The 17,014-nt window shown below is 68.5% G+C and carries 15 protein-coding genes; 7 read left to right on the forward strand and 8 right to left on the reverse strand.

Features of this window, described 5'->3' with window-relative positions; all coding sequences use genetic code 11:
• Window positions 1–94: 94 nt before the first annotated feature.
• Together hutU and AB0N75_RS13960 are read right to left on the reverse strand one after the other, a co-directional pair.
• Window positions 95–1,792 (reverse strand): urocanate hydratase, encoded by a 1,698-nt coding sequence (gene hutU / locus AB0N75_RS13955; RefSeq protein ID WP_364650900.1) that lies wholly within the window; start codon window positions 1,790–1,792, stop codon window positions 95–97.
• Window positions 1,793–1,852: 60 nt separating this feature from the next.
• Complete coding sequence (locus tag AB0N75_RS13960; protein ID WP_364650903.1) at window positions 1,853–2,521, reverse strand: helix-turn-helix domain-containing protein; 669 nt, start codon at window positions 2,519–2,521, stop codon at window positions 1,853–1,855.
• A gap of 181 nt (window positions 2,522–2,702) precedes the next feature.
• On the opposite strand from AB0N75_RS13960, the gene AB0N75_RS13965 reads away from it, so the two are divergent.
• The 3 genes from AB0N75_RS13965 to AB0N75_RS13975 all read left to right on the forward strand — a co-directional run bounded on the left by AB0N75_RS13965 (window position 2,703) and on the right by AB0N75_RS13975 (window position 6,500).
• Window positions 2,703–3,728, forward strand: coding sequence for an ABC transporter substrate-binding protein (locus AB0N75_RS13965; RefSeq protein ID WP_364650906.1), 1,026 nt, complete (start codon window positions 2,703–2,705; stop codon window positions 3,726–3,728).
• A gap of 46 nt (window positions 3,729–3,774) precedes the next feature.
• A complete protein-coding gene (gene hutH, locus AB0N75_RS13970) occupies window positions 3,775–5,355 on the forward strand; it encodes a histidine ammonia-lyase (protein ID WP_364650909.1) in 1,581 nt (526 codons plus the stop codon).
• Window positions 5,356–5,462: 107 nt separating this feature from the next.
• Window positions 5,463–6,500: a sialate O-acetylesterase gene (locus AB0N75_RS13975; protein ID WP_364650912.1), complete on the forward strand. Its 1,038-nt coding sequence runs from the start codon at window positions 5,463–5,465 to the stop codon at window positions 6,498–6,500.
• 15 nt (window positions 6,501–6,515) lie between these two features.
• Here AB0N75_RS13975 and AB0N75_RS13980 read toward each other — a convergent pair whose 3' ends face one another.
• From AB0N75_RS13980 to tdh, 3 genes are read right to left on the reverse strand one after another with little or no spacing between them, the layout of a single operon-like run.
• Window positions 6,516–7,607, reverse strand: a complete 1,092-nt coding sequence (locus tag AB0N75_RS13980) for an FAD-dependent oxidoreductase (RefSeq protein WP_364650915.1) — start codon at window positions 7,605–7,607, stop codon at window positions 6,516–6,518.
• Window positions 7,604–8,821 carry a glycine C-acetyltransferase gene (locus tag AB0N75_RS13985; RefSeq protein ID WP_364650918.1) on the reverse strand — a complete coding sequence of 406 codons (1,218 nt, stop codon included), beginning with the start codon at window positions 8,819–8,821 and terminating at the stop codon, window positions 7,604–7,606. Before AB0N75_RS13985 ends, AB0N75_RS13980 begins: the two co-directional genes overlap by 4 nt.
• A gap of 11 nt (window positions 8,822–8,832) precedes the next feature.
• The gene (gene tdh, locus AB0N75_RS13990) at window positions 8,833–9,879 is read right to left on the reverse strand and encodes an L-threonine 3-dehydrogenase (protein WP_364650921.1); all 1,047 of its coding nucleotides are present in this window, start codon (window positions 9,877–9,879) and stop codon (window positions 8,833–8,835) included.
• A gap of 189 nt (window positions 9,880–10,068) precedes the next feature.
• On the opposite strand from tdh, the gene AB0N75_RS13995 reads away from it, so the two are divergent.
• Window positions 10,069–11,274: a cytochrome P450 gene (locus AB0N75_RS13995; protein WP_364650924.1), complete on the forward strand. Its 1,206-nt coding sequence runs from the start codon at window positions 10,069–10,071 to the stop codon at window positions 11,272–11,274.
• A 90-nt stretch (window positions 11,275–11,364) separates the two neighbouring features.
• Complete coding sequence (locus AB0N75_RS14000) at window positions 11,365–12,654, forward strand: GAF domain-containing protein (protein ID WP_364650927.1); 1,290 nt, start codon at window positions 11,365–11,367, stop codon at window positions 12,652–12,654.
• A 42-nt stretch (window positions 12,655–12,696) separates the two neighbouring features.
• On the opposite strand, the gene AB0N75_RS14005 is transcribed toward AB0N75_RS14000, so the two are convergent.
• Window positions 12,697–13,239: a dihydrofolate reductase family protein gene (locus AB0N75_RS14005; protein ID WP_364650930.1), complete on the reverse strand. Its 543-nt coding sequence runs from the start codon at window positions 13,237–13,239 to the stop codon at window positions 12,697–12,699.
• 241 nt (window positions 13,240–13,480) lie between these two features.
• Here AB0N75_RS14005 and AB0N75_RS14010 point away from each other — a divergent pair, with 241 nt between their 5' ends.
• Window positions 13,481–15,004, forward strand: a complete 1,524-nt coding sequence (locus AB0N75_RS14010; RefSeq protein WP_364650932.1) for an aldehyde dehydrogenase family protein — start codon at window positions 13,481–13,483, stop codon at window positions 15,002–15,004.
• Window positions 15,005–15,018: 14 nt separating this feature from the next.
• On the forward strand, window positions 15,019–15,462 hold the full coding sequence (locus tag AB0N75_RS14015) for a DUF779 domain-containing protein (protein WP_364650935.1): 444 nt from the start codon (window positions 15,019–15,021) through the stop codon (window positions 15,460–15,462).
• 73 nt (window positions 15,463–15,535) lie between these two features.
• Here AB0N75_RS14015 and AB0N75_RS14020 read toward each other — a convergent pair whose 3' ends face one another.
• Both AB0N75_RS14020 and AB0N75_RS14025 read right to left on the reverse strand, forming a co-directional pair.
• Window positions 15,536–15,913 (reverse strand): VOC family protein, encoded by a 378-nt coding sequence (locus AB0N75_RS14020; RefSeq protein WP_364650938.1) that lies wholly within the window; start codon window positions 15,911–15,913, stop codon window positions 15,536–15,538.
• 67 nt (window positions 15,914–15,980) lie between these two features.
• The gene (locus tag AB0N75_RS14025) at window positions 15,981–16,868 is read right to left on the reverse strand and encodes an aminoglycoside phosphotransferase family protein (RefSeq protein WP_364650940.1); all 888 of its coding nucleotides are present in this window, start codon (window positions 16,866–16,868) and stop codon (window positions 15,981–15,983) included.
• Window positions 16,869–17,014: the final 146 nt, after the last annotated feature.

Consider the following 17,014-nt stretch of genomic DNA (forward strand, 5'->3'; position numbering starts at 1 on the left):
GGCCGGAGGCCGGCTTTCGTGTAGGCGCGCCTCGCCGAGCGAGAAACGAGCGAGGTGTCGAAGCGCCGGCGAAAGCCGGCCCCAGGCCGCCTACCTAGTCGTTCATCGGGATCCGGACACCGCGCTCGGCCGCCACCTCGACCGCCCGGTCATAACCCGCGTCCACGTGCCGGATCACGCCCATGCCCGGGTCGTTGGTCAGCAACCGCTCCAGCTTCTGCGCCGCCAGTTCCGTACCGTCCGCCACCGAGACCTGGCCGGCGTGGATGGAACGTCCGATGCCGACGCCGCCGCCGTGGTGGATGGAGACCCAAGTGGCCCCGGAGCTCGCCGCCGTCAGCGCGTTGAGCAGCGGCCAGTCGGCGATCGCGTCGGAACCGTCGGCCATGGCCTCGGTCTCGCGGTAGGGCGAGGCGACGGAACCGGAGTCAAGGTGGTCGCGGCCGATCACGATCGGGGCCGAGACCTTGCCTTCCGCGACCAGCCGGTTGAACAGCAGGCCGGCCTGGTGCCGCTCGCCGTAGCCCAGCCAGCAGATGCGCGCCGGCAGCCCTTCGAACTCCACCCGTTCGGCGGCGGCGTCCAGCCAGCGGTGCAGGTGTTCGTTCTCCGGGAAGAGTTCCTTCAGCGCGGCGTCGGTGACCTCGATGTCCTTCGGGTCGCCGGACAGCGCCACCCAGCGGAACGGGCCCAGCCCCTCGCAGAACAGCGGACGGATGTAAGCCGGGACGAAACCGGGGAACTCGAAGGCCCGGTCATAGCCGCCCTTGCGTGCCTCGTCGCGGATCGAGTTTCCGTAGTCGAAAACTTCGGCGCCGGCATCCTGGAACTCCACCATCGCCTGCACGTGACGGGCCATCGAGGCCTGCGCCTTCTTGGTGAATCCCTCGGGATCGGCCTGGGCCTCCTGCTGCCAGTCCGCCACCGAGATACCTTCGGGCAGGTAGGACAGCGGATCGTGGGCGGAGGTCTGGTCGGTCACCACGTCCACGGTGAGCTCACCGGCCTGGTGCCTGCGCAGGATCTCCGGGAACACCTCGGCGGCATTGCCCACGTAGCCCACGGACCAGCCGCGGCCTTCTTCCTTGGCCTTCATGACCTTGGCGAGGGCCGTGTCCAGATCCGTCTCCACCTCGTCCAGGTAGCGCTTGCCCACGCGGCGGCGCAGCCTGGCCTCGTCCACGTCGACGATCAGGCAGGCACCGTCGTTGAGCGTCACGGCCAGCGGCTGCGCGCCGCCCATGCCGCCGCAGCCGCCGGTCAGGGTCAGCGTTCCGGCCAGCGTAGGCGACCCGGTCCTGCCTGCCTCATGCAGCTTGGCGCCGACGGCGGCGAACGTCTCGAAGGTGCCCTGCAGGATTCCCTGAGTGCCGATGTAGATCCAGGAACCGGCGGTCATCTGGCCGTACATCATCAGGCCCTCGGCTTCCAACCGGCGGAACTCCGGCCAGTTGGCCCAGTCCCCCACCAGGTTCGAGTTGGCCAGCAGCACCCGCGGCGCCCACGGGTTGGTCCGGAGTACGCCGACCGGTTTGCCCGACTGCACCAGCAGCGTCTCATCGTCTTCCAGGTCCGCCAGCGTCTTCACGATCGCGTCATAGGCCTCCCAGGACCGCGCGGCGCGGCCGGTTCCGCCGTAGACCACCAAATCCTCGGGGCGCTCGGCCACTTCGGGATCCAGGTTGTTCATGAGCATCCGAAGCGGCGCCTCGGCCTGCCAGCTCTTGGCGGTCAGCGTGGTGCCGCGGGGAGCGCGGATGCTGCGGGAGGGATCGTGCTGGGTGAACGTCATTGTTGTGCCCTTTCTGGCTGGGACGAATCTGGCTCGAGGTTTCTGGCTAGGAGGTTCTGGCTAGGACGTTGTTTCCGGCTCGGTGAAGAGTGTGCCGGCCTGTTCGGCCAAGAGCAGGCCGAATTTTTCTGCTGCCTCGGTGGTGGTGCGGTAGCTGGGAGCGACGACGCTCAGCGCCGCCACGACTTTGTCTCCGGCGAAGACGGGGGCCGCGACGGCGGTCACGTCGGCCTCCACGCTGTCCGCCATCACGGTGAAGGTGCCGCGGCCCAGCTGTCCGCTCAGCGCCGCTCCGGCCGCGCTGCCCGCGATCGGGAAGGTCCGGCCCACCCAGTTCACGTGCCGCACGGAGTGGGTGCCTTCTTCGATGGCCACGTAGAGCCCGTGCTCGTTGCCGGCGGTCACGCTCAGGTAAGCCGACTCGCCGGTCCGGTCCACCAGCGTGCGCAGCACGTCCCGGCCGGCGTCGACCAGCGACTCGTGGCTGAGCGCCTGCACGCCCAACTGCACCATCCGAAACCCCGGACGGTACAGGGCGTTTCCGCGTTTGGCGGCGAATCCGTTGGCTTCCAGCGTGCGCAGCAGGCGCAGTGCCGTCGAGGCGGACAGGTCGACGGCCTTGGCCGCGTCGGCGAGCTTGACGCCGTCGTTCTCGCAGACGATCCGCAGCAGTGCCAGCGCGCGGTCGGCGGCCCTGGTGGTGGGATCCGCACCCGTTTTTGGCACCATGCTGCTCCTCCGCTGAGACCGGCTTTATTGCAGCCAGTAAAACATCAATTTCATCCAGCGGCAAGAATTTTGACGAAAGTATTGACCCCCGACACATCCCCTAGGTAGTTTCGGGTAACAGCCGATTCGTTTTACTCCTCGAAACGAACATGCCATGCATCGGCAGACCAAGGAGACCTTCATGCGCCAACTGATGTCCGCGGCCCCCACCGCCCGCCGCCCCCTTCTGGCCACCGCTTCGGCAGCGGTGCTGGCCGGTGCCCTGCTGCTGACCGGCTGCGGCTCCGGCAGCCCCTCCTCGACCGGCGGGACGGACCCGGCGGCCCAGTCGGCAGACGCCCAGTTGGACCAGGTGAATCTGGGGCTGATCCCGATCACGGATGTGGCCCCGGTGTATCTGGGCATCCAGGAGGGCTACTTCGAGGACGAAGGCATCCAGCTCTCGGTCCAGCTGGCCCAGGGCGGTGCCGCAATCGTGCCGGCGGTGATGACCGGCGAATACCAGTTCGGCTACTCCAACGTCGTCTCGCTGCTGATCGCACGGGACAAGGGTTTGCCGATCACCGTGGTGTCCAATGGCTCCAGCTCCACCAACGAGCCGGGCAAGGATGTGACCGAGGTCGCCGCCCTGCCGGAAGCCGGGATCGAGAACGCGGCCAATCTGGTGGGCAAGACGGTGGCCGTCAACGCACTGAACAACTTTGCCGATGTCACCATCCGGAATGCCGTTGAGCAGGCCGGCGGCAACCCGGACGACGTCGACTTCGTGGAAATGCCCTACCCCAACATGCCGGCGGCGCTGGAGCGCGGTGACGTGGATGCCGCTTGGACCACCGAGCCGTTCCGCACCCAGATCCTGGAAGCCGGCGGCGAGATTGTGGCCAGCCCGATGACCGATCTCACCGAGGACTTCGACTCGGCCTTCTACTTCACCTCCGAGCAGACGATGCAGGAGAACCCCGAACTCGTGGAGCGGTTCCGTCGGGCGCTGGATAAGTCCTTCCAGTTCGCGGCGGAGAACGACGACGAGGTGCGCTCCGTCATCCAGGATTACGCCAAGATCACGCCCGAACTCGCAGAGACGGTAGTGATGTCCCGCTGGTACCCGGAGATCAATCAGGAGGGCCTGCAGAAGCTGGGGTCGGCCGCCGTCAAGTACGGCGTCCTGAAGAACGACCCCGACTATGACGCACTGATCGCCGACTAGCCCCCGCGCCCAAACCCGTCCAGCCCGTCACCGCTTGAAAGGCACCATGTCCCAGTCCCAGCTCCAGACCGTATCCGTCTCCGTCTCCGTCGGGCCGCTCTCCCCCGCCGACGTCGTTGCCGTCGCCCGTCACGGCGCCGCGGTGGAACTCAGCGAGGAGTCGCTCGCCGCGATGGCCACCTCGCGAGAGGTGATCGAGGCGCTGGTGAACGACGACGTGCCGCACTACGGGGTCAGCACCGGCTTCGGCGCCCTGGCCACCAAACAGATCCCGGTTCAGCTGCGCACGCAACTCCAGCGCAGCCTGATCCGCAGCCACGCCGCGTCCTCCGGCGCTGAAGTGGACCGGGAGGTGATCCGCGGGCTGATGCTCAACCGGCTGTCCACCATGGCCACCGGCCGCACCGGCGTCCGACCCCTGGTGGCCCAGGCCTATGCGGGGATCCTCAATGCCGGCATCACCCCGGTGGTCGGCGAATACGGCTCCCTGGGCTGCTCGGGCGATCTGGCTCCGCTGGCCCACTGCGCGCTCGCCCTGATGGGCGAAGGCCAGGTCCGCAACAACCAAGGCGAACTGGTGCCCGCGGCCGATGCGCTGGCCGCCGCCGGGCTGGAACCGGTGGAACTGCGGGAAAAGGAGGGCCTGGCACTGATCAACGGCACCGACGGCATGCTGGGCATGCTGATCATGGCCTCGGCGGACCTGCACCGGCTGCTCAAGACTGCCGACCTCGCCGCCGCCATGAGCATCGAGGGCTTGCTGGGCACTGACGCCGTGCTGGCCGAAGACCTGCACGCGCTCCGGCCGCATCCCGGCCAGATTGCCGCCGCTGCCAACATGCGTGCCGTGCTCGCCGGCTCCGCCCTGATCGAGGAGCAAAAGCACGGCCAGCACCGGTTCACCCGAGTCCAGGATGCGTACTCGCTGCGCTGCGCCCCGCAGGTGCACGGCGCGGCGCGCGCCACGCTGGCCCATGTGGAATCGGTGGCCGGCTACGAGCTGTCCTCCGCCGTCGATAATCCGGTGGTCACCGTGGACGGCAGGGTAGAGTCCAACGGCAACTTCCACGGCGCGCCCGTTGGCTATGCACTGGATTTCCTGGCCATTGCCGTGGCCGACCTGGCCTCGATGAGCGAACGGCGCACCGACCGGTTCCTCGACAGCGCCCGCAGCCACGGGCTCAACGCCTTCCTGGCTGACGATCCGGGCGTGGATTCCGGGCACATGATCGCCCAGTACACCCAGGCCGGGATCGTCAGCGAGCTCAAGCGGCTGGCCAATCCCGCGTCGGTGGACTCGATCCCGTCCTCGGCCATGCAGGAGGACCATGTCTCGATGGGCTGGTCGGCCGGGCTGAAGCTGCGCCGGGCGCTGGACGGCCTGACCCGGGTGCTGGCCATCGAACTGCTCACAAGCTCCCGCGCCCTGGATATGCGCGACGGCGGCGTGGACAGTTCCCGGAGCGCCCCCGCGGTAACCGCCGTGCGCCGGGAAATTCGCACGGTGGTGGAAGGACCGGGCACCGACCGCTATCTCTCCCCCGAGATCGAGGCCGTCCGTGTGCTGGTGGACAGCGGTGTACTGCTGGACGCCGTCGAGCAGGCCTCGGGCAGCGCACTGAACTGACCCGAACGGCACTACACTGGTGCCCGGAAACACCGTTGGTTCCGGATCGCCGGACCGGAACCAACGCCGGGAAGACCGGGGGCCGGCACCGGAGAAGGACCTGCCGCATGGGCGCCGACACACCCGAGTCCCGGCCGAGCCGCCGCAAGCTGCTGCAACGGACCGTCCCCGTCCTTGCCGCCGGAATCGGCGCCGGGATCCTCGGCACGGCAGGTGCCGCAGCGGCGGTGCGCCCGGATGCCGTGCCCGGCGACGAGCAGCTCGCGCGGCTGGTCGCCGATCCGACGTCGGCCACCCATCGAGCGCTGGTCCAGCTCCTGGCCCCTTCCGCCACCGCCGCGGCGCGGACCGCCCCGAACGGACGGGTGGACCCCCGGCAGGCCGGCTACGACGTGGTCCTGCTGCTGGGCCAGTCCAACATGCAGGGCTGCGGGCTGCCGTTTGACCCCGCCATCGATGTGGAGCTGGACGGCATCGACCAGTTGGCCGCGTCCGGCCCCCTCACCGGCCAGGTGATCACGGCCAGCGAACCGCTCTGCCACGTCGCCAGCGTGCGGGTGGAGGGCCGACCCGCCGTCGGCCCCGGGTTCGAATTCGCCCGCCAGCTGTGGCTGGCCCAACCGGCCGGCCGCAAGGTGCTGCTAGTGCCCGCGGCCATGGGCGGCACGTCCATCATCGGCAACGCCGACTACGCCTGGGATCCGGACAACACGGGCGCGCATACCAATCTGTTCCATCGCGCGCTGGAGGCCGGCGGCCGCGCGCTGGCGCTGAATCCGCACAACCGGCTGGCCGCAGTCCTCTGGCACCAGGGCGAAGCGGACGCCGTGTTGGGCTCCTCCCAGACGTGGTACCAGGCCAAACTGTTGCAGATCATCGACCTGGTCCGAGAGGCCCTGGGGCCGGCGCCGTTCCTGATCGGGGGCATGGTGCCGGAGTGGCTCCCCGGCGATCCGGGACGCCGCGGCATCGATGCCGCCCACCGCGCCATCCCGTCGCTCCGGCCGCGGACGGCGTTCGTCGAAGGCCCCTCCGGCACCGGCCAAGATGAAGGGCAGATCCACTACAACGCCGCCGGCGCCCGGGAACTGGGACTGCGCTTCTACAGCGCTTTCGAGGCGGAGGCCGCCGGACAGCCCGTCTAGCCGTGCCCCGTCCCGCTACAGCGGAAAGCTACGACGGCGGGGGCTGAGAGCGGCGGGAACGTCGCCGGCGCCGTCGTGCTCGCCCAGAATCAGTCCCGCCGCAAGCTCGGCGATCCCGGCCGAGGTCTGGAATCCGTAACCGCCCTGCCCGGCCAGCCAGAAGAAGCCTTCGGCCTCGGGATCGAAACCCACCACCGGATGCCCGTCGGCCGGCTCCGTCCGCAGCCCGGTCCAGGCCTTGGCCACCCCCGTGATGGTCAGCGTGGTGCTCCTGCCGATGTGGGCGATGGCCCGCTGCACGTCGGCCTCCCGCGGACGGGCGTCTTCTGGTTCGCTCCGCTCGGTTTCGGATGGGGAAATCAGCACCTGGCCGTTCTCCGGCCGGTAGTAGAAGCTGTCATCCGCCGCGGCCACCATGGGATGCCCCGGCGCCAGCGGCCGGGCCACGTCCACCACCGCCGCGGTCCGCCGGTACGGCACCAGCCCCCGCGGCTTGGCCCCGAACAGCGCCGCAACCTGGTCCGCCCACGCGCCGGCAGCGTCCACCACTATGGGGGCCTCGATGGTCTCCCGGCCCGCGGCCAGTTGCCAGCCGCTGGCGTGCCGCCGGGCTGCGTGGACACGGGATTCCGTCAGGAACACTGCCCCTGCGGCCTGCGCCGTGCTCTGGTGGTGCTCGAGCAGGATGTCGGTGCGGCAGCCGAACGACGTCCGGTCCAGCCCGGCGGCTTCAAACGCTCCGGGCCGCAGTTCCGGGCTCAGACCATGCGCGCTGCCCGGGTCAATGAACTCCATCTGGCCGCTCGCGTGTTTCTTCACCGCAGCTTCGGATCCGATCAGCAGGAACGACCGGTGGCTGAGGATCTGCAGGCCGGCCGCGCTTTCGAGGTGGTGCAGCAGGTCCAGGGTCCGGACCGTGAGCTGCTGGATGGCCGGCGGGCCGTAGCTGGGCACCAGCTGCCGGGCCGACCGGCTGGAAGTGTGGTAGCCCAGCGTGGGCTCGGCCTCCGCCAGCACCACGCGCACCCGGCCGGCGAGTTCGGCGGCCAGCGACAGCCCGGCAATGCCGCCGCCGATGATCAGGACGTCGCAGCTGATCGCGCTCATGCCGGCTGGACCGCCCGCCGGGAGGCGACAAACGCGGCGACGCAGGCTTCGATGTCCTCCGCCGTGTGGGCCGCCGACAACTGGACGCGGATCCGCGCCGCGTCCTTGGGTACCACCGGGTAGCTGAAGGCGGTGACGAACACGCCGTTCTCCAGCATGGCCTCGGCCGTCCGGCCGGCGAGGACCGCGTCGTGGAACATCACCGGGACAATCGGGTGGACGCCTTCCAGCAGGTCGAAGCCTTCCTCGGCCATCCGGCGCCGGAACAGCGCGGTGTTGTCCTGCAGCCGGGACCGCAGCTCGGCCGAAGCACCGACCAATTCCAGCGCCTTCAGCGTGGCGGCGACGATGGCCGGGGCCACCGAATTGGAGAACAGATACGGCCGGGCCTTCTGCCGGAGCATGGCCACGATTTCGCGGCGCCCGGAGACGTAACCGCCGGAGGCGCCGCCCAGGGCTTTGCCGAAGGTACCGGTGAAGATGTCCACCTTGTCCGAGACGCCTGCATGTTCCGGAGTGCCCGCCCCGCTGGCTCCCATGAAGCCGACGGCGTGCGAGTCGTCCACCATGACCAAGGCTCCGTAGGTGCCGGCCAGCTCGCAGATGTGTTCCAGCGGGGCCAGGTAGCCGTCCATGGAGAAGACGCCGTCGGTGACGACGACCGTGCGCCTGGCGCCCGCGCCGTCGTTCAGTTGCGCGGCCTCCTGCAGCCTGGCTTCGAGTTCGGACATGTCCCGGTTCGCGTAGCGGAAGCGGACCGCCTTGGAGAGCCGGATGCCGTCGATGATCGAGGCGTGGTTCAGCGCGTCCGAGATGATGGCGTCATCGGGGCCAAACAGGGACTCGAAGACCCCGCCGTTGGCGTCGAAACAGGACGAAAAAAGAATGGTGTCCTCGGTTCCGAGGAAGCGGGAGACCTGCTGTTCCAGCCGCAGGTGCAGATCCTGCGTGCCGCAGATGAACCGCACGCTGGCCATGCCGAACCCGCGCTCGTCCATCGCGGCCTTCGCGGCGGCGATGATCTCCGGATGGTCCGCCAGCCCCAGGTAGTTGTTCGCGCAGAAGTTCAGTACCTCGCGGGCGGACCCATCCGGCGCGCTGGCTGCAATGTGGCTGGACTGCGGCGTGGTGATGCGGCGCTCCGCCTTGAACAGTCCGGCGTTGCGGATCTCCGCCAACTCGGCAGTCAGCTGGTCCTTCAGCGTTCCGTACATGCGTGCCTCCCCTAGATCCGGGTCCAGTCGAGGACCACTTTGCCGCCTTCGCCGTGCCGGGCGGTCTCGAAACCGCGCTCCCACTCGGCGGCCGGCAGCACGTCCGTGATCACCGAGGATATCGCCGCGTGCAGTGCGGGGCTGGACGAGAGCATGGCGCTCATCGCGTACCAGGTTTCGAACATCTCGCGGCCATAGATGCCCTTCAGCGTGAGCATGTGCGTGACCACCTTGGCCCAGTCGATGCTGATCTCTTCGGCCGGCAGCCCCAGCAGCGCAATCCGCCCGCCGTGGGTCATGTTGTCGATCATCGCCTGCAGCGCCGAGCCGCGGCCGGACATCTCCAGTCCGATGTCGAAGCCTTCGGCCAAATCCAGCTGCCGCTGTGCCTCCGCCACCCCGGTCTGGCTGACGTCCACGCACATGTCCGCGCCCATCTGTTTGGCCAACTCCAGCCGGGACGCAGACACATCGGTGACGGCGATCTTGCGTGCGCCGGCGTGGCGGACCACGGCAATCGCCATCAGCCCGATGGGCCCGGCTCCGGTGATCAGCACGTCTTCGCCGACCAGGGGAAAGCTCAGGGCGGTGTGCACGGCGTTGCCGAACGGATCGAAGATGGCGCCCAGTTCCGGTGTGACGGCGGGATCGGTGTGCACCCAGACGTTGGTTTCCGGTATCACCATGTACTCGGCGAAGGCACCGTCGCGCTGCACTCCCACGCTGATCGTGCGGATGCACATCTGCCGCCGGCCCGCCCTGCAGTTGCGGCACGTGCCGCAGACTATGTGTCCCTCGCCGGAGACGCGGTCCCCGATCCGCACATCCCGTACTCCGATGCCGGTGGCCACGACTTCGCCATAGAACTCGTGACCGGGGATCAGCGGACTGGTCACCGCGCCCGCGGCCCAGTCGTCCCACGCCTGGATGTGCAGGTCCGTGCCACAGATGCCGGTGGTCATCACTTTGATCTTGACCTCGCCGAAGCCGGGTTCCGGTTCCGGCCGGTCCACCAGCTCAAAGCCGGCCTGTGGGCCGGGCTTGAAGAGCGCCTTCACGCGTTGTCCTTATCTCTTGGTCCGGCCGGGCTCGCGCGGCCGCCCGGACGGTGGTCCGGGTCACTAGGCCAACTCTACGTAAGTGCCCCGTCAAAGTGGAGCGCGTCACAGTACGCGTCCGGCGCGCGGCGCTGTAGTTTGGCTGGCAAGCACTTCTTCCTTCCCTTTCGACGTGAGCGAGACCTGCCCGTGGCAACCAGGACCCATCAAACGATTCCGGCGATCACCGACGACCCGTACGCGGATGACGTGCTGGCCGACCCGTACAACCTCTTCGGCCGGATGCGAGCGGCCGGCCCAGCGGTCTGGCTGGAGAAGTACCAAGTGCCGGCCTTCGCGCGCTACGCCGAGTGCCGCGACATTCTGGCCGACCACGGGACCTTCATTTCCGCCGCCGGCGTGGGGCCCAAGGATCTGCTGAAGGAACCAAACTGGCGACCGCAGGGCATCCTCGAATCCGACCCGCCGCGGCACACCTTGATGCGGGACGCCATGGCCGGAGTAATCTCGCCCAAGGGGACGCGCGCGCTGCGGGCCGGCTTCGAAGCCTACGCCGGCCAACTGCTGCCTGAACTGCTGGCGCGAGGCTCGGTCGACGGCGTCAAGGACCTGGCCGAGGTGTTCCCGCTCCGGGCGTTCGGCGACGCCGTGGGCATTCCACGGGAGGGTCGCGAGGAGAACCTGCTGACCCATGGGGCGATGAACTTCAGCCACTTCGGCCCGGAAAACGAACGCCACCGCTACTACTTCGAACAAGGTGCCGGAACGCCGGAGTGGGTGATGGACCGGACCCGCCGGGAAAACCTCAGCCCCGGCGGAATGGGGGAACAACTCTGGCAGTACGTCGACCGCTCCGAACTGCCCGCGGACATGGCCCCGCTGGTGGTCAGGGCCCTGCTGTCCGCGGGCCTGGACACCACCGTGATCGGCATCGGCAACGCGCTCAAGCTCTTTGCCGAGCATCCGGAACAGTGGCGCATCCTGCGGGAGAACCCGCAGATGGTCCCGCTGGCCATCAACGAGGTGCTGCGCTTCGAGTCCCCGTTCCAGTCCTTCTACCGGACCACGTCGGCCGAGACGGAGATCGCCGGGGTCAGCCTGGCGGCCGGCAGCAAGCTGGCGCTGTTCCTGGGCTCAGCCAACCGGGACGAGCTCCAGTTCGGGCCGGATGCGGGCGCCTTCCGGATTGAACGCGACGCCGCCAGCATGATCGCCTTCGGCAACGGCATCCACCGCTGCGTCGGCCAGCCCATCACCCGGCTGGAGATGCAGGTTGTCCTGACCTGGCTGGCCCATCATGTGGAGCGGATCGAACTCACCGGCGAACCCGTCCCCTATCTGCACAACACGCTCAAGGGCTACACCTCGCTCCCCCTGCTGTTGCATCCGGCCTGAGCCCCGGTTGGCTCGTCCCGACCGCCGCAGGCTAGACTGTGACTTCTGCCACAGATCCGTGGCAGTGATCCGGTACAAGGGGGATCTCCAGTGCCGCACTCCGCCCATCCAGCGTCCCGGCCCGTACAGGATCTGGCCTATCAGGCCCACGAAGGGCTTGATCCGGCCGGGCTGCCCGGCCGTTCCGGGAGCCTGCGCCTCAGGGGTTTGCGCCCGGTGGTCCGCGACTCGTGGCAACGGTCCTTGCGGCTCGCCACGGATCCGGACCGTGCGTTGGCCCGGCTGGTCCTGGCCGAGGACGAGCTGGACGCCTTCCGACGGGACCATCCGCTGGCCGCGGTCATGCCCGTCTTCAGCCGGTTGCTGGTGGAACCCAGCCACGAAGCGGGAATGCTGGTGGCCGTCGGGGACCAGCACGGTCGCCTGCTCTGGGTGGATGGCGACACCCGGCTGCGGGAACGCGCGGAGGGCATGATGTTCATGCCGGGCACCGACTGGTCCGAGGCATCCGTGGGCACCAGCGCCCCCGGCACCGCCCTCGCCCTGGGCCAAGGGGTCCAGATTGCCGGCGCCGAGCACTTCAGCAGGGCGGTCCATTCGTGGAGCTGTACCGCCGTTCCCATTCACGATCCCGATTCCGGCGCCGTCCTCGGCGTGGTGGATCTGACCGGCGGGGAGGAAGCCGCCGCCCCGCACACACTGTCGCTGGTCCGGGCGGCGGTGGCCGCGGCCGAGGCCGAGCTGCGGATCATCCGCCTGCAGGCGGCGCCCAGCGGCCGGCCCCGGCAACAGCCCGCCGGCCTCACCATCACGGGCCGGGACCACGGCCTACTGGAGCTGGCCGGCCGGCGGATCGAACTGTCCCAGCGGCACACCGAGATCCTCACCCTGATGGCCCTGCACCCGGCCGGTTTGACGGCCGAGCAGTTGGCCGACCGGCTCAACCCGCACGCCCGCGGCGCAACACTCCGGGCCGAGATGGTCCGGCTGCGCAAACTGCTGGCCGGCATCAGCCCGGCCGCGGTCCCCGAATCGCGGCCATACCGGCTGACGCAGCCGCTGGCCGTCGACGCCCAGCGGGCCCTGCAGTGCCTGGCCCGCGGCTCATACCGCCAAGCCCTCGAGCTCTACCAAGGCCAGATCATTCCGGGATCCGAGGCACCGGGCATCGTCGATTTCCGCCACTACGTCAGCGCCACGCTGCGCGAGTCGGTGCTCAGCAGTGCGTCGCCGGAAACGGTGATGCGCTACCTTCAGCTTCCCGAGGCGAAGAACGACGGCGATGCCTGGCACGCTGCGCTCCGCCTCCTGCCGCCGCGCTCACCGCGGCGGGCCGGCGTCGTTGCCCGCCTGGAGCAGTTGGAGGCCGGGGACAGCTGACCGGCTCAAACGGGTCTTGTCAGCTTCCCTCAACGCGGGCGGTCAGCGCACGACGCGGAACCGCAGGTGGGTCTCGCTGGCGTAGGCAGCCGTCTCCGCCCGCTCCAAATTGATGCGTTCGCCCAGCCCGCCGAAGAGCGAGATGCCGTCACCGAGCAGCATGGGCAGCACGTGCAGCTGAATCTCATCCACCAGCCCCAGCGTGAGGCACTGCCGCGAGATGCTGCCGCCCAACAGGCTGACGGTTTTATCGCCGGCGGCCTGCTTGGCGGCGTCAACCGCCTGTTTGATGTCGTCGACCACAAAGGTATACGTCGTCCCGTCTTTCTCGACGGATTCGTGCTCGCTATGCGTCATCAGGTAGACCGGCACTTTCAGCATGCCGCCGTACGGCAACTCACCTTCGTCGATGGTCTGCGTCTTGTTGGCGCCGCCCACCACCGCGCCTATCTCCTCCCAGATCTTCGTCATGACCGCCGAGTCCTCATCCGCAGCCTCCACATCGAACATCCAGTCAACGCCGCCCTCGGTGTCCGCCATAAAGCCGTCGAGGGTTACCGTCGCATGAATCATGACCTGTCCCATGAGCTTCTCCATTCGTTGACCGGTGTCCGTGGCGGCACCCCACCCGGAAAGAGCCGAGGTGGCCCCACGCTACCTTCGCGGAACCGATGCGTCCACGTTCAACCTGACGAGCCAGGCGGGCGGTAGCGGGCCGGATGCCCGGTGCAACCTCGATGCAACCTTGCCTTCCCTAGGCTCATCAGCACAGACAGTGCAGTCTGCCGGACCGGCGTGGTCCGGAACCGAAGCCGAAGGAGTCGAGATGACTGTTTACGCCCAGCCCGGAACCGAGGGATCACCGGTCAGCTTCAAGCAACGCTACGAGAACTGGATCGGCGGCGAATGGGTCGCCCCGGTAAAGAACCAGTACTTCGAGAACATCTCCCCCGTGACCGGCAAGCCGTTCTGCGAGGTGGCACGCGGCACCGCCGAAGACATCGACCTGGCTCTGGACGCCGCACACAAGGCGGCACCGTCCTGGGGCAAGACCTCGGTGGCGGACCGGGCAGCCGTGCTGAACCGGATCGCCGACCGGATCGAGGAGAACCTCGAACTGCTGGCCGTGGCGGAAACCTGGGACAACGGCAAGGCCGTCCGCGAGACGCTGGCGGCAGACATCCCGCTGGCCGCCGACCACTTCCGCTATTTCGCTTCCGCCATCCGCGCGCAGGAGGGCAGGCTCTCCCAGCTCGACGACGACACCACCGCCTACCACTACCATGAGCCGCTGGGTGTGGTCGGCCAGATCATTCCGTGGAATTTCCCCATCCTGATGGCCACCTGGAAGCTGGCGCCCGCGCTTGCGGCGGGCAACGCCGTCGTGCTTAAGCCTGCGGAGCAGACGCCCGCGTCCATCCTGGTGCTGATGGAACTGCTCGCAGACATCCTGCCGGCCGGCGTGGTCAACGTGGTCAACGGCTTCGGTGTGGAGGCCGGCAAGCCGCTCGCCTCCAGCCCGCGGATCCGCAAGATCGCCTTCACCGGCGAGACCACCACCGGCCGGCTGATCAGCCAGTACGCGTCCCAGAACCTGATCCCGGTGACCCTGGAGCTGGGCGGAAAGAGCCCGAACATCTTCTTCTCCGACGTGGCCTCCGAGAACGATGCGTTCTACGACAAGGCACTGGAGGGCTTCACGCTGTTCGCGTTCAACCAGGGCGAAGTCTGCACCTGCCCGTCCAGGGCGCTGGTGCAGGATTCCATCTACGACTCGTTCATGGCGGATGCACTGGCGCGGACCGAGGCGATCATCCAGGGCAACCCGCTGGACACGGACACCCAGATCGGCGCGCAGGCCTCCAACGACCAGCTGGAGAAGATCCTTTCCTACATGGACATTGGCAAGCAGGAGGGAGCGAAAGTCCTGACCGGCGGCGGGCGCAACATTCTGGACGGGGACCTGGCCGAGGGCTACTACGTGAAGCCGACCATCTTCGAGGGCGACAACAGCATGCGCATCTTCCAGGAGGAGATCTTCGGACCGGTGGTCTCGGTCACCCGGTTCGCCGGCTACGAGGAAGCCCTCGAGATCGCGAACGACACCCTCTACGGGCTGGGCGCCGGGGTGTGGAGCCGCAACGGAAACGTGGCCTACCGCGCCGGCCGCGAGATCCAGGCCGGCCGCGTGTGGGTGAACAACTACCACGCCTATCCGGCAGGGGCGGCGTTCGGCGGCTACAAGTCCTCCGGCATCGGGCGGGAAAACCACTCGATGATGCTGGACCACTACCAGCAGACCAAGAACCTGCTGGTCAGCTACAACGAGAACAAGCTCGGCTTCTTCTAGAGACAGGTCCGCTCATGGCGTCTGCTTCACCGCAGCCGGAGAGTGCAACCAGCCCGCCCGCTGCACACCACGAGGCGGCGCTCGAGGCCACGGCAGCGCTGCCCGGGGAGGATTTTTCCCGGGTAGCGCTCACCGGTCAGGCCGTCGGGTTGCTGCAGAAACTTTGGGAGACCCACGGTCCGCTGATGTTCCACCAATCCGGCGGCTGCTGCGACGGGTCCTCGCCGATGTGCTATCCGGCGGGCGAATTCCTCACCGCAGACGCGGACGTGCTGCTGGGAACGTTCGACCTGCCGGACCGCGGAAGCCTTGATTTCTGGATGTCGCGGGAACAGTTCGCGTACTGGAAGCACACGCATCTAACCGTGGACGTGGTGCAGGGGCGCGGCAGCGGTTTCTCCGTGGAGGCACCTGAGGGCAAGCGCTTCCTGATCCGCTCCCGGCTGTTCGACAGCTGAGTCTGTCGGGCGTCCTCGGCGCGCGGCCGCCTACCCTCGGGTGGGCGGCCGCGCGTTGCTGGTTTCGAGAGGGCTAGTTTTCGAAGAGGCAGAACGGATGGCCCGCCGGGTCGAAGTAAACGCGGACGTCGTCCTGCGGTTGAAAGGCCGCCGGCTCGGCGCCGGCTGCTTCCGCATGATCGCAGGCCATCGCCAAGTCATCGACCAGGATGTCCAGGTGCATCAACATCTGTTGCTCGCCGGGTTCCTCGGGCCAGACCGGCCGGCGGTAGTCGTTTTCCAGCTGGAAGGACAGTCCGGGGCCGCCACTCGGATTGACCAAGGTGACCCAGTCCGGCTCCTTGGTGCGAACCTCCCAGCCCAGAAGCCGGCCGTAGAAGTCCGCCAGGGCCAGCGGGTCGGGGGCGCCCAAGACGGTGGCGTGCAGCCGCAGCCCTCCGGTTCCGGGCATCGTGCCTCCTCTGCTCCGCCAGGCTGTTGCGCCGTCCGGTCATGCTACTGCGGCTGCGGCCCGGCGGCTAGCTGCCGGAGAGCACCTCGGCCAGCGCGCGCTCCCCGACCCCGCGCAGCAGTCGGTTGTCGTCGGAGGAGGTCAGCAGCGCCGTCGCCATCACCAACGCCCAGCCGCGGCCGCGCTGCCAGGTTTCCGGCGCCACAGCGGTACGCGATTCGACCGCAGCGATGAACTCCCGGCGTCCCGCGGCGTCGAACACCAGCCAGGCGGCGGCCAGATCCGTCGCCGGGTCGCCCGCGGTGATGTCGCCGAAGTCGATCACGGCGGCCAGCCGGGTGCCGTCCACCACCAGGTTGCCGGGGTGGAGGTCGCCGTGCAGCCACAGCGCCGGTCCGTCCCACGCCGGCAGCCCCGAGAGCTGGCGCCACAGCGCGGCGACGCGCTCTGTCTGCGGCACCGCGCCCGAATCCAGCCGCTGCAGGACGGCCGCGTTGCGCGCGGACAGCGGCACGCCGCGGACCGGATTCAGCGGCGCGCCGGACGGGGCAGGTACGTGCAGCGCAGCCACGAATGCGGCCAGCCCGGGGGTCAGCGAACGCCGTTCCTCCGCGCGGAGGCGCCAAGCGGCCCGGCCTTCGAGCCACGGAACCACCGACCAGGACCAGGGATAGTACGACGACGGCTTGCCGCAGCGCACCGGGGCGGGCACGGCGACCGGCAGTTCCGGCGCCAGCGACGGCAACCACTGCTGTTCGTTCAACAGCAGGTCCGCTGCCGCCTCGCGACGCGGCAGCCGGATGGCCAGCTCGCCGCCGAGTTTGAACGTGACGTTGTCCCAGCCGTTGGCAACCCGGACCAGGGGCAGCCGGGCCAGGTCCGGAAACTGGTCGGCCAGCAACCGCTGCACCAAATCATTGGTGACGTCGATTTCCGCAGCGGGCATCAAGGCCATCTGGTTCCGTACTTCCTTCATTCGTGAGGCAAGGTCCCGCCAGCGGCGCGGGCGATTGCCTGCCGGATGATCTGATGCGGGGACTTCCATCAGATCATCCGGGAGCGCCCGGGGCCAGCCGGACACGCCTGCCCGCTCGAGGACCG

Origin of the sequence: Arthrobacter sp. NPDC089319 (genome assembly GCF_040684925.1) — a bacterium.
In the GTDB taxonomy this organism is placed as follows: domain Bacteria; phylum Actinomycetota; class Actinomycetes; order Actinomycetales; family Micrococcaceae; genus Crystallibacter.

What these genes read in the sequence shown, in the direction of transcription:
- AB0N75_RS13960 (WP_364650903.1), bottom strand. Translation starts at nt 2,521, where the DNA reads ATGGTGCCAAAAACGGGTGCGGATCCCACCACCAGGGCCGCCGACCGC.
- AB0N75_RS14020 (WP_364650938.1), bottom strand. Translation starts at nt 15,913, where the DNA reads ATGCCCGGAACCGGAGGGCTGCGGCTGCACGCCACCGTCTTGGGCGCC.
- AB0N75_RS14010 (WP_364650932.1), top strand. Translation starts at nt 13,481, where the DNA reads ATGACTGTTTACGCCCAGCCCGGAACCGAGGGATCACCGGTCAGCTTC.
- hutH (WP_364650909.1), top strand. Translation starts at nt 3,775, where the DNA reads ATGTCCCAGTCCCAGCTCCAGACCGTATCCGTCTCCGTCTCCGTCGGG.
- AB0N75_RS13975 (WP_364650912.1), top strand. Translation starts at nt 5,463, where the DNA reads ATGGGCGCCGACACACCCGAGTCCCGGCCGAGCCGCCGCAAGCTGCTG.
- AB0N75_RS13980 (WP_364650915.1), bottom strand. Translation starts at nt 7,607, where the DNA reads ATGAGCGCGATCAGCTGCGACGTCCTGATCATCGGCGGCGGCATTGCC.
- AB0N75_RS14005 (WP_364650930.1), bottom strand. Translation starts at nt 13,239, where the DNA reads ATGGGACAGGTCATGATTCATGCGACGGTAACCCTCGACGGCTTTATG.
- AB0N75_RS14015 (WP_364650935.1), top strand. Translation starts at nt 15,019, where the DNA reads ATGGCGTCTGCTTCACCGCAGCCGGAGAGTGCAACCAGCCCGCCCGCT.
- hutU (WP_364650900.1), bottom strand. Translation starts at nt 1,792, where the DNA reads ATGACGTTCACCCAGCACGATCCCTCCCGCAGCATCCGCGCTCCCCGC.
- AB0N75_RS14025 (WP_364650940.1), bottom strand. Translation starts at nt 16,868, where the DNA reads ATGGCCTTGATGCCCGCTGCGGAAATCGACGTCACCAATGATTTGGTG.
- AB0N75_RS13985 (WP_364650918.1), bottom strand. Translation starts at nt 8,821, where the DNA reads ATGTACGGAACGCTGAAGGACCAGCTGACTGCCGAGTTGGCGGAGATC.
- AB0N75_RS13965 (WP_364650906.1), top strand. Translation starts at nt 2,703, where the DNA reads ATGCGCCAACTGATGTCCGCGGCCCCCACCGCCCGCCGCCCCCTTCTG.